Raw genomic sequence first — 14,183 nt, 5'->3', positions numbered from 1 at the left:
TCAGAACCGTTCAAGAACCGGCGGTCCGGATTCACTATCGTGTCGGGAGCTTTCCCGCGAGTGACCGAGCATGCCCGCCTCCCCGACCGTCACCATCGCGCCCGCCCGCCTGCCGGAGGACATCGGGAGCGTGCGCCAACTGTTCACGGAATATGTCGACAGCCTCGGCGTCGATCTTTCCTTTCAGAATGTGGCCACGGAACTGGCGCAACTGCCCGGCAAGTACGCGCCACCAGGCGGCGTGATCCTGCTCGCGCGCGACAGTGCGGGAGCCACGCCGGGTTGCGTGGCCTTGCGCCCATGGCCGCAGCCTGGCGTGTGCGAGATCAAGCGCCTCTACGTGCGCCCGGCGGCGCGCGGGCAGGCGCTGGGGCGGCAACTGGCCGAAGCGGCGATCGCCTGGGCCGCGCGAGCCGGCTATGCGTGCATGCTGCTGGATACGCTGGCGTCGATGGCGGCGGCGCGGCAGCTCTATGTCGCGCTGGGTTTTCATCCGGTGGCGCCGTATTACGACAACCCGCTGCCCGGAACCTTGTACATGGCCCTGGACATCGATCCGCAAGTGGCCCAGGCCGCTCGGAATGCGGCGGGAGTCATGCCGAATGTCCGCGCGAATTCGCGGTTGAGATGAGCCTGGTCGCAGAAGCCTGCGTCGAGCGCCGCGTCGATGATCGGCACCTGGTTCCGCAAGAGGGCCTTGGCCTTGTGCAAGGCCAGCAGGACGTGGAAGTTGTGCAGGCTGGTGCCGGTCTGGCGGCGGAACGTGCGCGACAGGTGGCCGGCGGAAATCGCGCACGTGCGCGCGATCATCTCCACGTCGGTGTGCAGCGAAGGTCGTTCGGCCAGCAAGGCCGCGACTCGCGCGACGAGCGCTTCGCGGCCCTCGTCGCTGTTCGCGGCGGGCTGCTCGAAGCGCGAGACAAAGGACCAGCCACCGCCATCCACCGGTTCGAAGCGGTGGATCACACCCGCCGGCACCACGACGGTATCGCCGGCGACCACGTCTCTGCAGGTATCGGGGAAGCGCAGTCGCGCCCGTCCCGCCAACATCCGCACGACTTCGTCGCCGGCATGAAAATGCAGCCGGAAGCGCCAGGCATGGCGCGCGCCGGCGATCGTTTCGATCCGATGGGCGCCGGTTGCGCTGACCGTGAAGAAGGTGCGGGCGGCGGCATGCACGGGCCGTTTACTCCACCGCGCGGCGGATCGCCTCTGGCAGCGGCACCGGCTTGCCGGTGGCCGGGTCCATCCAGACCATCACCACGTTGCCGTCGCAGTAAAGGGTGTCGGCCCGTTCGGCGTCGATCACCCGGTGCGCGATCGTCATCGAGCTGTTGCCCATGCGCTCGCAGAACAGCTGCACCTGCAACTGCGCGGGCCACGCGATCGGGCGGCGGTAGTTGACCTGGCTGGCGGCCATCACCGGCATGGCGTGCTCGTCGAACCACGGGCCCGGCACGTGGCTTAGCCACTGCAGACGCGCCTCTTCCAGGTAGGTGAGGTAGTTGGAATTGTTGACGTGATTGAACGCGTCGAGATCGCGCCAGCGCACGCCGATGGCGGCGACGAACAGCGGCTTGCCCGCGCCGGTGTCCGTGTCGGCTGGCGGCGGGTTGGGGGTGCGAGTACTCATGTGGGCTTCTTCTTTCGTCCGCGCATCGGCTTGTACTTGTCGGCCGAGGCAATGTGTTTGGTGGCGGCCTTGACCCGCGTGGTGGTACCCGGCTTTTTCGGCTTGACCGGTTTCAGGTGCGGTGCGAGGAAGTGGCCGGTGTGCGACCCGGTTGTGGCCGCCACGGTCTCCGGCGTGCCGGCGACCAGGATGCGACCGCCGCCGGCGCCGCCTTCGGGGCCGAGGTCGACCACCCAGTCGGCGGTCTTGATCACATCCAGGTTGTGCTCGATCACCACCACGGTGTTGCCCTGGTCGACCAGCTGGTGCAGCACGTCGAGCAGCTGCTCGATGTCGTGGAAGTGCAATCCGGTGGTGGGCTCGTCGAGGATGTACAGGGTGTTGCCGGTGTCGCGCTTGCTCAACTCCTTGGACAGCTTCACACGCTGCGCCTCGCCGCCGGACAGCGTGGTCGCGCTCTGGCCGAGCTTGATGTAGTCGAGGCCGACCGCACGCAGGGTGTCGAGCTTGCGCGCGATGGTTGGCACGTTCTCGAACAGCTTCAGCGCGTCCTCCACCGTCATGTCGAGCACGTCGGCGATGGTGTGGCCCTTGTACAGGATCTCCAGCGTCTCGCGGTTGTAGCGCTTGCCGTGGCAGACGTCGCAGGGCACGTAGACGTCGGGCAGGAAGTGCATCTCCACCTTGATCATGCCGTCGCCTTCGCACGCCTCGCAGCGGCCGCCGCGCACGTTGAAGCTGAAGCGGCCTGGCGTGTAGCCGCGCGAGCGCGCCTCCGGTACCTGCGAAAACATGTCGCGCAGCGGGGTGAATAGGCCGGTGTAGGTGGCGGGGTTGGAACGTGGCGTGCGGCCGATCGGCGACTGGTCGATGTCGACCACCTTGTCGAACAGTTCCAGTCCGGTGACCGACTTGAACGGCGCCGGCTGCGCGCTGGCGCCGTTGAGCTCGATCGCGGCGAGGCGGAACAGGGTGTCGTTGACCAGGGTCGACTTGCCCGAACCCGACACGCCGGTGACGCAGGTGAACAGGCCGGCCGGGATCGCCAGGTCGACCTGCTTGAGGTTGTTGCCGCTGGCGCCGTTCAGATGCAGCCACGCGTCGTCGACAGGCTGGCGGCGTTCCTTCGGTACCTCGATCGCGCGCACGCCGGAGAGGAACTGGCCGGTCACCGAGCGCGGCGAGTCGAGCATGTCCTGCACCGTGCCCTGCGCCACGATCTCGCCGCCGTGCACGCCGGCGCCGGGGCCGATGTCGAGCACGTGGTCGGCCGTGCGGATGGCGTCCTCGTCGTGCTCGACCACGATCACCGTGTTGCCGAGGTCGCGCAGGCGCGTGAGCGTGCCGAGCAGGCGCTCGTTGTCGCGCTGGTGCAGGCCGATCGACGGTTCGTCCAGCACGTACATCACGCCGACCAGGCCGGCGCCGATCTGCGAGGCGAGGCGGATGCGTTGCGCCTCGCCGCCGGAGAGCGAATCGGCCTGGCGATCGAGCGTGAGGTAGTTCAGGCCCACGTCGTTGAGGAAGGTCAGCCGCTCGCGGATCTCCTTGACGATCTTCACCGCGATCTCGCCGCGCCAGCCGCTGAGCTTCAACTCCTGGAAGAACGCCAGCGCATCATCGATCGAGCGCGCGGTCAGCGAGGGCAGCGCGTGGTCGGCGACGAACACGTTGCGCGCCGAGCGGTTCAGCCGCTGGCCGGCGCACTCGGGGCAGGGCTGGTCGCTGATGTACTTGGCCAGCTCCTCGCGCACGGCGGCGGATTCGGTTTCCTTGTAGCGTCGTTCCAGGTTCGGCACGATGCCCTCGAACGCGTGCTCGCGGGTGACCTTGCCGCCGCGCTCGGTGATGTAGCGGAAGGCAATCTGTTCCTTGCCGCTGCCGTAGAGAATGGCCTTCTGGACGTCCGCGGGAAGCTTCTGCCACGGCGCGTCGACGTCGAAGCCGTAGTGCGCGGCCAGCGACATGAGCAGCTGGAAATAGTGTGCGTTGCGCCGGTCCCAGCCGCGCACCGCGCCGTTGGCCAGCGACAGCTCCGGGTGGCCGACCACGCGCGCGGCGTCGAACACCTGGGTCACGCCCAGGCCGTCGCAGGCCGGGCAGGCGCCGATCGGCGAGTTGAACGAGAACAGCCGCGGCTCCAGTTCCGGCAGCGAGTAGTCGCAGACCGGGCAGGAATAGCGCGAGGACAGCAACTGCTCGGGGGCGTCGGTTGCATCCATGTTGGCCAGGATCACCAGCCCGTCGCCGAGCCGCAGCGCGGTCTCGAACGATTCGGCCAGGCGCTGCTTGATGTCCTCGCGCGGGCGGAAGCGATCCACCACCACCTCGATGGTGTGCTTGATGCGCAGCCCCAGCGGCGGCACCGCATCGAGGTCGTACACCGCGCCGTCGACGCGGGCGCGCACGAAACCCTGTGCGCGCAGCTGCTCGAACACCTGCACATGCTCGCCCTTGCGCTCGCGCACCACCGGCGCCAGCAGCATGTAGCGCTGCCCGGGGTCGAGCGCGAGCGTGGCGTCGACCATCTGGCTTACCGTCTGCGCCTCCAGCGGGATGCCGTGGTCGGGGCAGCGCGGCGTGCCCACACGGGCGTACAGCAGGCGCAGGTAGTCGTACACCTCGGTGATCGTGCCGACGGTGGAGCGCGGGTTGTGCGAGGTGGATTTCTGCTCGATCGAGATCGCCGGCGACAGGCCTTCGATGTGGTCGACGTCGGGCTTTTCCATCATCGACAGGAACTGTCGTGCGTACGCGGAGAGCGACTCCACGTAGCGGCGCTGGCCTTCGGCATAGATGGTGTCGAACGCCAGCGAGGATTTGCCCGAGCCGGACAGGCCGGTAATCACGATCAACTGGTCGCGCGGCAGGTCGAGGTCGATGTTCTTGAGGTTGTGCGTGCGTGCGCCGCGGATGCGAATGGTGTCCATGGACGCCGTATATGGGGGGGACTCATTACTATACCAAGTAGTTTGGATAGTTCACTCGACAGGAGCCGCGCCGTGCTTTCCCCCGACGCGGCGGCTGTGGCTAAATGGCGGTTCCACTCGACCGGGAACCGGCATGCACCGATGGGCAGGAATGGCGGCTGCGGCCGTGTTGGCATGGGGCGCGAGCGGCGTGGCGATGGCGGCGCAACCCAGCGCCAGGCAGGTACGCCAGCTGTTCGAGGTGATGCACCTGAGCCAGATGTTCAGCCAGATGAACACGCAGATGGCCGGCGTAATGGGCCAGGCCGTGCCCTGCGTGCCGGCGTCCTACTGGCAGGGCTTCATCGACGCGGCCGGCACCGAGCAGCTGCTGGACAGGATGGTTCCGGTCTACCAGCAGCACTTCACCGCCGCCGATGTGGCCGGCCTGCTGAAGTTCTACAAGTCCGCGCTGGGCCAGAAGGTGATCACCCAGATGCCGCAGACGATGGCCGAGGGCATGAAGGTCGGCCAGCAATGGGGGCACGAGCGCGGCGAACAGATGATCCGGGAGTTGCAGCAGAAGGGTACGCTGGACGCCACCGGCCGCTGCCCGGCCAGCCCCGCCGCCAGCGGCACCGCGCCGTCGCCGGCCGTGGCCCACTGAGCGCCGGGCGGGCGTTCAGTGGGCCTGCTCACTATTTGACCAGGCCGTGTTGCCATCGCTATAATCCGCGGTTCGCCAGACCCGCAGGGCCTTGGCGATACCCAAGAGAATAACGACAGAAGGGCATTCCCATGAGTTATGCAGTCATCAAGACCGGTGGCAAGCAGTACCGTGTGCAGCAGGGTGACGTGCTGCGCGTGGAGCTGTTGACTGCCGATGAAGGCGCCAGCGTGAGCTTCGACCAGGTGTTGCTGGTCGGCACCGGCGAGTCGGTCACCATCGGTGCGCCGGTCGTCGAGGGCGCCACCGTCAGCGCCACCGTGCGCAAGCACGGCCGTGCCGACAAGATCCGCATCATCAAGTTCCGCCGCCGCAAGCACTACAAGCGTCAGCAGGGCCATCGGCAGCATTTCACCGAAATCGAGATCACGGGCATCAACGCCTGAGCACCTGGAGCATTGAGTCATGGCACATAAAAAAGGCGTAGGTTCCAGCCGCAACGGTCGCGATTCGAACCCGAAATACCTCGGCGTCAAGGTCTACGGTGGCCAGGCCATCGAAGCCGGCAACATCATCGTGCGCCAGCGCGGCACCCAGTTCCATCCGGGCAATGGCGTCGGCCTGGGTCGCGACCATACGCTGTTCGCGCTGGTCGACGGCAAGGTCCAGTTCGCTGTCCGCGGCGACAAGAACCGCCGTTTCGTCGACGTCGTGCAGGCGTAAGCTCTCCGCGACGCGGCAACGAAGGCCCCGCTTCGGCGGGGTTTTTGTTTTGTACCGCCGGGAATCGGGATGGCAAAGGCGGGCCTGCCGCCGGCCTCGTACCATGCCCTGGTTGCCTGCTCTTCCGATTTCCGACTCCCGATTCTCCATTCCCGGCCCTATCCCATGAAATTCGTCGACGAAGCGCAAATCAAGGTCCTGGCCGGTGACGGTGGCAATGGCTGCATCAGTTTCCGGCGGGAGAAGTTCATTCCGTTCGGCGGCCCCGACGGCGGCGACGGCGGCTCGGGCGGGTCGGTGTGGCTGGTGGCCGACGAGGGCCTGAACACCCTGATCGACTTTCGCCACCAGCGCAGCTTCAAGGCGCAGCGCGGCGAGAACGGCATGGGCAGCCAGATGTACGGCAAGGGCGGCGAGGACACCACGATCCGAGTGCCGGTAGGCACCATGGTCACCAACGTCGACACCGACGAGGTGATCGGCGACCTGACGGCCCACGGCCAGCGCATGCTGGTGGCGCAAGGCGGCAAGGGCGGGCTGGGCAACATCCATTTCAAGAGTTCGGTGAACCGCGCCCCGCGCAAGGCCACGCCAGGGACGCCGGGCGAGGTGCGCGAGCTGAAACTCGAACTGCGCCTGCTGGCCGACGTGGGCCTGCTGGGGTTCCCGAATGCGGGCAAATCCACCTTCATCCGCGCGGTGTCGGCGGCGACCCCGCGGGTGGCAGACTATCCGTTCACCACCTTGCACCCGAATCTTGGCGTGGTCAGCCTGGGTACCGACCAGAGTTTCGTGATCGCCGACATCCCCGGCCTGATCGAGGGCGCTTCCGAGGGGGCGGGGCTGGGCATCCAGTTCCTGCGCCACGTGGCGCGCACCAGCCTGCTGCTGCACATCGTCGACATCGCGCCGATCGACGGCGCCGACGTGGCCGATCAGGTCCGCGCGATCGAGCAGGAGCTGCAGAAGTTCAATCCGGAGTTGCTCGAGCGCCCGCGCTGGCTGGTGCTCAACAAGGCCGACGTGCTGCCGGAGGGCGAACGCCAGGCCGTGGCGCAAGGTATCGTCGACAAGCTGGGCTGGACCCAGCCGTGGTTCCTGGTCTCGGCGATCGCGCGTGAAAACACCATGGCAGTGTGCCAGCAGGTGCAGCGCTTCTTCGAGTCGCAACGCGAAGCCGAAGCCGAACGCACCGAGATGCTTGCCGACGACGTGCGCCTGCGCGGCGAAAAAGCCGGCGATTGAGGGCGGTCCGCCTGGCTACATGCGGAACACGCCATAGCGCTGCGGCTCGATCGGTGCATTCATCGAGGCGGAGATCGCCAGTCCCAGCACCCGCCGGGTATCGGCCGGGTCGATGATGCCGTCGTCCCACAGCCGCGCGCTGGCGTAATACGGGTGGCCCTGGCGTTCGTACTGCTCGCGCAACGGCGCCTTGAACGCTTCCTCCTCCTCGGCCGACCACTCGCCGCCCTTGGCCTCGATGCCGTCGCGCTTCACCGTGGCGAGCACGCTCGCGGCCTGTTCGCCGCCCATCACCGAGATGCGCGCGTTCGGCCACATCCACAGGAAGCGGGCCCCGTAGGCCCGGCCGCACATCGCGTAGTTGCCGGCACCGAAGCTGCCGCCGATCACCACGGTGAATTTCGGCACGTGCGAGCAGGCGACCGCGGTGACCATCTTCGCGCCGTCCTTGGCGATGCCGGCCTGCTCGTATTTTTTGCCGACCATGAAGCCGGTGATGTTCTGCAAAAACACCAGCGGCACGTTGCGCTGGTTGCACAGCTCGATGAAGTGCGCGCCCTTGAGCGCGCTCTCGGCGAACAGGATGCCGTTGTTGGCGACGATGCCCACCGGGTAGCCGTGGATGTGCGCGAAGCCGCACACCAGGGTCTTGCCGTAGCGCGCCTTGAACTCATGGAACTCCGAGCCGTCGACGATGCGCGCGATCACCTCGCGGATGTCGAACGGGCGGCGGGTGTCCTGCGGGATCACGCCGTACAGTTCCTCGGCCGGATACTTCGGCTCGACCGGTGTGCGCAGCGCCAGCGGCATGTCCTTCTTCCGGTTGAGGTGGGCCACGATGTCGCGTGCGATCGACAGCGCGTGCGCGTCGTTCTCGGCAAAGTGGTCGGCCACGCCGGAAATGGACGTATGGACGTCCGCGCCACCCAGCGTCTCGGCGTCCACCACCTCGCCGGTGGCCGCCTTCACCAGCGGCGGGCCGCCGAGGAAGATGGTGCCCTGCTCGCGCACGATGATCGTCTCGTCGCTCATTGCCGGCACGTAGGCGCCGCCGGCGGTGCATGAGCCCATCACCACCGCGATCTGCGGGATGTTGAGCGACGACATCCGCGCCTGGTTGTAGAAGATCCGCCCGAAGTGCTCCTTGTCCGGGAACACCTCGTCCTGCAGTGGCAGGAACGCACCGCCGGAGTCGACCAGGTAGATGCAGGGCAGGCGGTTTTCCAGAGCCACTTCCTGCGCGCGCAGGTGCTTCTTCACCGTCATCGGGAAATAGGTGCCGCCCTTGACGGTGGCGTCATTGGCGACCACCACCACCTCGACGCCGTGCACGCGGCCGATGCCGGTGACGATGCCTGCGCCGGGCGCGGCGTCGTCGTACATGCCGTGTGCGGCCAGCGGCGACAGTTCGAGGAAGGGCGAACCGGGATCAAGCAGGGCGCGGATGCGCTCGCGCGGCAGCAGCTTGCCGCGGGCGACGTGCCTCTCGCGTGCCTTCGCGCCGCCGCCCTCGGCGTTGCGCGCCAGTTCGCGGTGCAGGTCGTCGACCATGGCGCGCAACTGGGTCGTGCTGCCCTGGAACTCGGGTGAGCGGGGGTCGATCTGGGTCGCGAAAACATTCATGGAGGGATTCACGGGAAGCGGGAAACGGCGGGTTGCCAAACTCTGGATCATAACCGGCGGCGGCGTGCCCCCCAAAACGGAAGGTGGCCGGCGCAAGGCAAGGCGGCTTGGTTATCAAGGGCAAAAAAAACGGCCGCACGAGGCGACCGTTTTTTCTGTTGCCGAGAGCCAGCTGGGGATCAGTGACCCTTCGCGGCGTCCTTGGCTTTCTCGGCGGCGTCCTTCGCGTTGCTGGCAGCGCTCTTGGCGGCGTCGGCAGCGTTGCTGGCCGCGTCGGCCGCGTTGCTGGCGGCATCCTTCGCCATCGACATCGCGTCATGCGAGGTGCCGGCAGCGGCCGGAGCCATCGCGGAAGCGGCGCTGGCGGCGCCGGCAGCCTGGGTGGCCGCCTCGCCCGCAGCGGAAGCGGCGGTGGCGGCCTGGCCGGCAGCCTGTTCGGTGGCCGTGTTCGGGGCCTCCGAAGCAGCCTGCTGCGCCTGGTCTGCCGCCTGCTGCGCCGTGTCCGCCGACTTCTGGGCGTCCTGCGCGGAATCCTGCGCGCCGTTGCTGCATGCCGCCAACAGCGCGACGAGCGCGGCGGCGAGTAGGGTACGCGTAAACTTCATGGGTGATCTCCTTTGCCGTGGAATGCCGTTTGGCCGTGTATTAATAGCGCTTTCGCCGGCATTGCGCCACATCTTTCATGGTGCTGCGGGCCTTGCCGGCAAAACGATTTACGCAAGCGTCAGGTGAAGGCGGCGGGATGGACGGCGCCTTGTCGTGTCAGTCGGTGCACTCCACCGCAATCGCCGTCGCCTCGCCGCCGCCGATGCACAGCGAGGCGACGCCGCGACGCAATCCCCGCGTTTTCAAGGCGTTGATCAACGTCACCACCAGTCGCGCACCGCTGGCGCCGATCGGGTGGCCGAGCGCGCAGGCGCCGCCGTTGACGTTGAGCTTGTCGTGCGCAATGCCCAGCTCCTTCATCGGCGTCATCGCCACTACCGCGAATGCCTCGTTGATCTCCCACAGGTCGACGTCCTCGACCTTCCAGCCGGCTTTTTCAAGCACCTTGCGGATCGCACCGACCGGCGCGGTGGTGAACCATTCCGGCTCCTGCGAATGGGTGGCATGGGCCACGATGCGGGCCAGCGGTTTCAACCCGCGGCTGGCCGCATCGTCGGCGGACATCAGCACCACCGCGGCAGCGCCGTCGGAGATGCTGGACGAGCTGGCGGCGGTGACGGTGCCGTTCTCCTTGCGGAACGCGGGCTTGAGCGTGGGCACCTTGGCGATGTCGGAGCGGCCGGGCTGCTCGTCGGTGTCGACCAGCACGTCACCCTTGCGACCGCTGACCGTGACCGGGACGATTTCGTCGGCGAACGCACCGCTCGCCTGGGCTGCCTTGGCGCGATTGACCGATTCGATCGCGTAGGCGTCCTGTTCCTCGCGGGTGAAGTGGTACTTGTCGGCGCAGGATTCGGCGAACACCCCCATCGACTTGCCGTCGTAGGGGTTGGTCAGGCCGTCCCAGGCCATGTGGTCGACCAGTTGGCCATCGCCGTAGCGGATGCCGGTACGCGCCTGCACCATGTGCGGTGCGTTGGTCATCGACTCCATGCCGCCGGCCACCACCACGCTGGCCGAGCCGGCCTTGATCAGGTCGTGGCCGAGCATGATCGCCTTCATGCCCGAGCCGCACACCTTGTTGATCGTGGTGCAGCCGGTGCCGGCCGGCAGATCGGCGGCCAGCGCCGCCTGGCGCGCGGGGGCCTGGCCCAGGTTGGCCGGCAGCACGCAGCCCATGATCACCTCGCTGACCTCGGCCGGCGCCACGCCGGACTGCTTCAGCGCCGCGCGGATCGCGGTGGCGCCGAGCTTCGGGGTGGGCACGCCGGTGAACTGGCCGAGGAAGGAGCCGATGGCGGTGCGCCTGGAACCGGTGATGACGATGCTTACGTCCGACATGATGACACTCCGCTGGGGTACTGAAAGGTGGCAATCGACGGGCCAAATGCCCGGAATGAACCTCTGGATTATCGCAGTGCGCTCCCGGCAACGGCAAATGGCCCCGGCAGTAGACGAAGCGCACATATCGGCGCGTTTTTCATGACATTTGTTGTGCGAAGATACGCCGATCCGGGGGGATACTACTGCCGCGATCGAGCGTTGGCGGTCGGCGTGCTGAACGAGACGGGAGAAGGAACATGAGCAGGACTGTGGCGGGAATGCGTCGACGCAACGTCGCCTTGGTGACGGCCTTGGCGTTTGCACTGGGTGCTTGCGGCGGTGGCGGCGGCATGGTCAAGGCGCCGCCGGTCACTCCATCCGGGCCGCCACCCGCTCCGCCGCCGGCACCACCACCGGCACCGCCGCCGGCCGATCAGCCGCCGATCGACGCCCAGCTCGGCCTCACCAACACCTATGCCGCACACAGCAAGGGCTTCACCGGCGCCGGCATCACCTTGGGCATCGTCGACAGCGGCATCATGCGCAGCAATCCGACCGTGGCCGGTCGGGTCACGCAGGAGCTGATCTACGTCGACCCGACGCTCAACAACACCTCCATCGACGACGTGGTCGGGCACGGCACCTGGGTATCGGAGATTGCCGCCGGCGCGGCTTTCGACAAGTTCCCGGGCGGCATCGCCCCCGGGGCCAAACTGGTATCGGCGCGCATCATCAGCGACACCGAGCCGACCGACGACGGTTCGGGCCAGGGCAACAAGGTCACCGCCGCCGACGCGGACTTTTTCGCGCAGACCCTGAACCCGGCGCTGATCAATGCCGGCGTGCAGGTGATGAACAATTCATGGGGCGGCATCTACTGGGATACCACCGACGCCTCGATCAACCAGGCTTTCGCTGCCGCTTATCGACCCTTCGTGGTGCAGCACGGCGGCCTGGTGGTGTTCGCCGCGGGCAACGAATCCAGGACTGATCCCAGCGACATCGCCGCCTTGCCCACGCTGTCGCCCGATCTGGAGCAGGGCTGGCTGGTCGCGGTGGCGCTGGACAGCCTGCACCCGACTCAGCTGGCCAGTTATTCCAACGCCTGCGGCAAGGCGATGGACTACTGCCTGGCCGCGCCGGGCGACGTGATCGTGCTGGACAAGGATGCAACGGCCAGCACGACGAGCCCGGATTACTGGATCGTCAAGGGCACCTCGTTCGCTGCACCGGAAATCTCCGGCGCCGCAGCCGTGGTGTGGCAGGCGTTCCCGTACTTCACCAATGATCTGGTGCGGCAGACCCTGCTCGGCACCGCCGACGATCTCGGCGCTGCCGGCCCGGACCCGGTCTTCGGCTACGGCGCGTTGAACGTCGGGCGGGCGGTCGACGGCCCGGCGAAGTTCAACTGGGGCGACGTCACCGTCAGCTTCACCGGCAGCTCCAACTGGAACAACCCGATCTCCGGCGCGGGCGGCCTGATCAAGCAAGGCACCGGCACGCTAAACCTGACCCAGGCGGCCAGCTACACCGGCATGACCCAGGTGCTGGGCGGCACGCTCACGGCGAAGTCGCTGGGCGGCAGCGTCAACATCGGCACCGCCGGCACGCTGAGCCAGACCCACGATATCGGCGGCAACGTGGGCAATGCCGGCGTGCTGGCCGTGGCCGGCGGCGACGTCAACGTGGCTGGGAACTACACCCAGCAGAGCAGCGGGCGACTGGCGCTTTCGCTGGGTTCGGCATTGCGCGTGACCGGCACCGCCACGCTCAACGGCGGCGACCTGTACGTCACCGGCTACGACTCCGGCTACACGGTCAACACGCACACCGACGTGCTCACCGCGACCGGCGGCCTCACCGGGACGTTCAGTGCGCTGAACAAGGCATCCAACGTCACCTTGCTCACCGCCACGCTCAATTACGACGGCAACAACGCCTGGCTCAACGTGACCCAGGTGCAAGCCACGGCCGTGCAGGGGATGGGCTATACCGCCGCGTCCTACGGTGCGGCCCAGCGCGTGCAGACGGCATTCGACCAGATCAACACCCAACTGGGTCCGGCGGCGCCGTCGGGGATCGCGCCGGCATCGCTGGGCTTCATCGAGGGCGCCGGCAACCTGCAGCACACGCAGGGCATCCCGGCGCTGCAGAATTCGCTGGAGAGCCTGTCCGGCCAACTGCACGCGGCCAGTGCCGCGATGACGCTGGAGGCGATCAACGCCGGCACGCGCGCGTTGTCGGATCGTTTCGATACGCTGGTCGACAACCCGCAGCCCGGTGGCTGGACGCAGAACCTCGGCTATCACGGCGACCTGTCGCGCAGCGGCTACAGCAACGTCGGCGTCGATCTCAGTGGCTGGCTGGTCGGCCAGGATTACCGGTTCGGCGGCGGCAATGCGGTGGCTGGTTACGCGATCAGCCAGAGCGAGGGGCTGGGCCGGCTGGCCGGCAGTGCCGACCAGGGCCGCAGCCACGCGCTGGAAGGCATGCTGTACGGCGGCATCATCCACGGCTCGTGGTACACCATGGGCCGCTTCGGGCTTGGCAGCTATCGCGAGATGATGCGTCGCCAGGTGCAACTGGGCAACCAGGTCACCGGCGTGGCCAGCAACGTCAATGGCCGCTACGGCGTGGCTTATGGCGAGAGCGGTTACCGCCTTGCGCTGGGTCGCACCGAGCTGACGCCGTACGTCGACATGCAGTACGCCCAGCTGCAACGCGATGGCTTCAACGAAGTCGGCGCCTATGGCTTCGGACTGAAGTCGGGAGCGCAGACCACCGCCCTGTGGCAGGCCGGCCTGGGCGTGCGCGCCACGCGCACGTGGGCGCTGGCGCATGGCGGCAGCCTCAGCCTGCGCACGCGCCTGCTGTGGCAGCAGAGTTTCGGCCTGCGTGGCGAGTGGGTCGACGCCAGCTTCAGCGGCGTCAACCAGTTTGCCCCGGTCGGCGGCATCGGGCTGGCGCGCTACGGCAGCGTGCTTGGCACCACGCTGGACTGGCAAATGAGCCCGGCGGCCAGCCTGCAGTTGGGTTACGACCGCTACGCCGGCCAGCACCAGCAGGGTCAGACCGGCACCATCAGCTTCAACTGGACGTTCTGAAACGCGCGAGTCATGCGTGATGAAAAGGCCCGCGTCGTGCGGGCCTTTTCATGTCTGGCGCCTTCCCTCGGCGCCTTGCTTCATGCCTTGCCGTGGAACAGCTCGCGGCCGATCAGCATGCGGCGGGATTCGGTTCGATGTGCCGGCGCCGATGCCTTTGTCGGCGCATGTGGTTCATGCCTCGCCGTGGAACAGTTCGCGGCCGATCAGCATGCGGCGGGATTCGGTTCGATGTGCCGGCGCCGATGCCTTTGTCGGCGCATGTGGTTCATGCCTCGCCGTGGAACAGTTCGCGGCCGATCAGCATGCGGCGGAATTCGGTTCGATGTGCCGGCGCCGATGCCTTTGTC

General features: G+C 67.3%; 11 protein-coding genes and 1 pseudogene. 6 read left to right on the top strand and 6 right to left on the bottom strand.

Annotation, left to right across the window (positions count from 1 at the left end):
* Positions 1-70 precede the first annotated feature (70 nt).
* On the top strand, positions 71-631 hold the full coding sequence (locus ACFCQI_RS01080; protein WP_395119543.1) for a GNAT family N-acetyltransferase: 561 nt from the start codon (positions 71-73) through the stop codon (positions 629-631).
* Here ACFCQI_RS01080 and ACFCQI_RS01075 read toward each other — a convergent pair.
* The 3 genes and pseudogenes from ACFCQI_RS01075 to uvrA form a co-directional block, all read right to left on the bottom strand.
* Positions 622-1,179 (bottom strand): annotated as a pseudogene (locus ACFCQI_RS01075) (helix-turn-helix domain-containing protein); the annotation flags it as partial. The gene ACFCQI_RS01080 and the pseudogene ACFCQI_RS01075 sit on opposite strands and share 10 nt — an antisense overlap.
* A 7-nt stretch (positions 1,180-1,186) precedes the next feature.
* Positions 1,187-1,633 (bottom strand): acyl-CoA thioesterase, encoded by a 447-nt coding sequence (locus tag ACFCQI_RS01070; RefSeq protein WP_395119542.1) that lies wholly within the window; start codon positions 1,631-1,633, stop codon positions 1,187-1,189.
* Complete coding sequence (gene uvrA / locus ACFCQI_RS01065; RefSeq protein WP_395119541.1) at positions 1,630-4,563, bottom strand: excinuclease ABC subunit UvrA; 2,934 nt, start codon at positions 4,561-4,563, stop codon at positions 1,630-1,632. Before uvrA ends, ACFCQI_RS01070 begins: the two co-directional genes overlap by 4 nt.
* A gap of 151 nt (positions 4,564-4,714) precedes the next feature.
* Here uvrA and ACFCQI_RS01060 point away from each other — a divergent pair, with 151 nt between their 5' ends.
* The 4 genes from ACFCQI_RS01060 to cgtA all read left to right on the top strand — a co-directional run bounded on the left by ACFCQI_RS01060 (position 4,715) and on the right by cgtA (position 7,177).
* Positions 4,715-5,209, top strand: coding sequence for a DUF2059 domain-containing protein (locus ACFCQI_RS01060; protein WP_395119540.1), 495 nt, complete (start codon positions 4,715-4,717; stop codon positions 5,207-5,209).
* A gap of 131 nt (positions 5,210-5,340) precedes the next feature.
* Complete coding sequence (gene rplU, locus ACFCQI_RS01055; protein ID WP_395119539.1) at positions 5,341-5,655, top strand: 50S ribosomal protein L21; 315 nt, start codon at positions 5,341-5,343, stop codon at positions 5,653-5,655.
* 19 nt (positions 5,656-5,674) lie between these two features.
* The gene (rpmA, locus tag ACFCQI_RS01050; RefSeq protein WP_395119538.1) at positions 5,675-5,932 is read left to right on the top strand and encodes a 50S ribosomal protein L27; all 258 of its coding nucleotides are present in this window, start codon (positions 5,675-5,677) and stop codon (positions 5,930-5,932) included.
* A gap of 165 nt (positions 5,933-6,097) precedes the next feature.
* Positions 6,098-7,177, top strand: a complete 1,080-nt coding sequence (gene cgtA / locus ACFCQI_RS01045) for an Obg family GTPase CgtA (protein ID WP_395119537.1) — start codon at positions 6,098-6,100, stop codon at positions 7,175-7,177.
* A 15-nt stretch (positions 7,178-7,192) separates the two neighbouring features.
* Here cgtA and ACFCQI_RS01040 read toward each other — a convergent pair whose 3' ends face one another.
* The 3 genes from ACFCQI_RS01040 to ACFCQI_RS01030 form a co-directional block, all read right to left on the bottom strand.
* The gene (locus ACFCQI_RS01040) at positions 7,193-8,800 is read right to left on the bottom strand and encodes a carboxyl transferase domain-containing protein (protein ID WP_395119536.1); all 1,608 of its coding nucleotides are present in this window, start codon (positions 8,798-8,800) and stop codon (positions 7,193-7,195) included.
* Positions 8,801-8,979: 179 nt separating this feature from the next.
* Positions 8,980-9,405: a hypothetical protein gene (locus tag ACFCQI_RS01035; RefSeq protein WP_395119535.1), complete on the bottom strand. Its 426-nt coding sequence runs from the start codon at positions 9,403-9,405 to the stop codon at positions 8,980-8,982.
* A 157-nt stretch (positions 9,406-9,562) separates the two neighbouring features.
* The gene (locus ACFCQI_RS01030; protein WP_395119534.1) at positions 9,563-10,747 is read right to left on the bottom strand and encodes a thiolase family protein; all 1,185 of its coding nucleotides are present in this window, start codon (positions 10,745-10,747) and stop codon (positions 9,563-9,565) included.
* A gap of 239 nt (positions 10,748-10,986) precedes the next feature.
* Here ACFCQI_RS01030 and ACFCQI_RS01025 point away from each other — a divergent pair, with 239 nt between their 5' ends.
* Positions 10,987-13,833, top strand: coding sequence for a S8 family serine peptidase (locus tag ACFCQI_RS01025; RefSeq protein ID WP_395119533.1), 2,847 nt, complete (start codon positions 10,987-10,989; stop codon positions 13,831-13,833).
* Positions 13,834-14,183 lie beyond the last annotated feature (350 nt).

The organism is Rhodanobacter sp. FW102-FHT14D06 (assembly GCF_043950705.1).
In the GTDB taxonomy this organism is placed as follows: Bacteria; Pseudomonadota; Gammaproteobacteria; order Xanthomonadales; family Rhodanobacteraceae; genus Rhodanobacter.
Note: the sequence above shows the minus strand (reverse complement) of the source record. Positions and strands in the feature narration are given on the sequence as shown.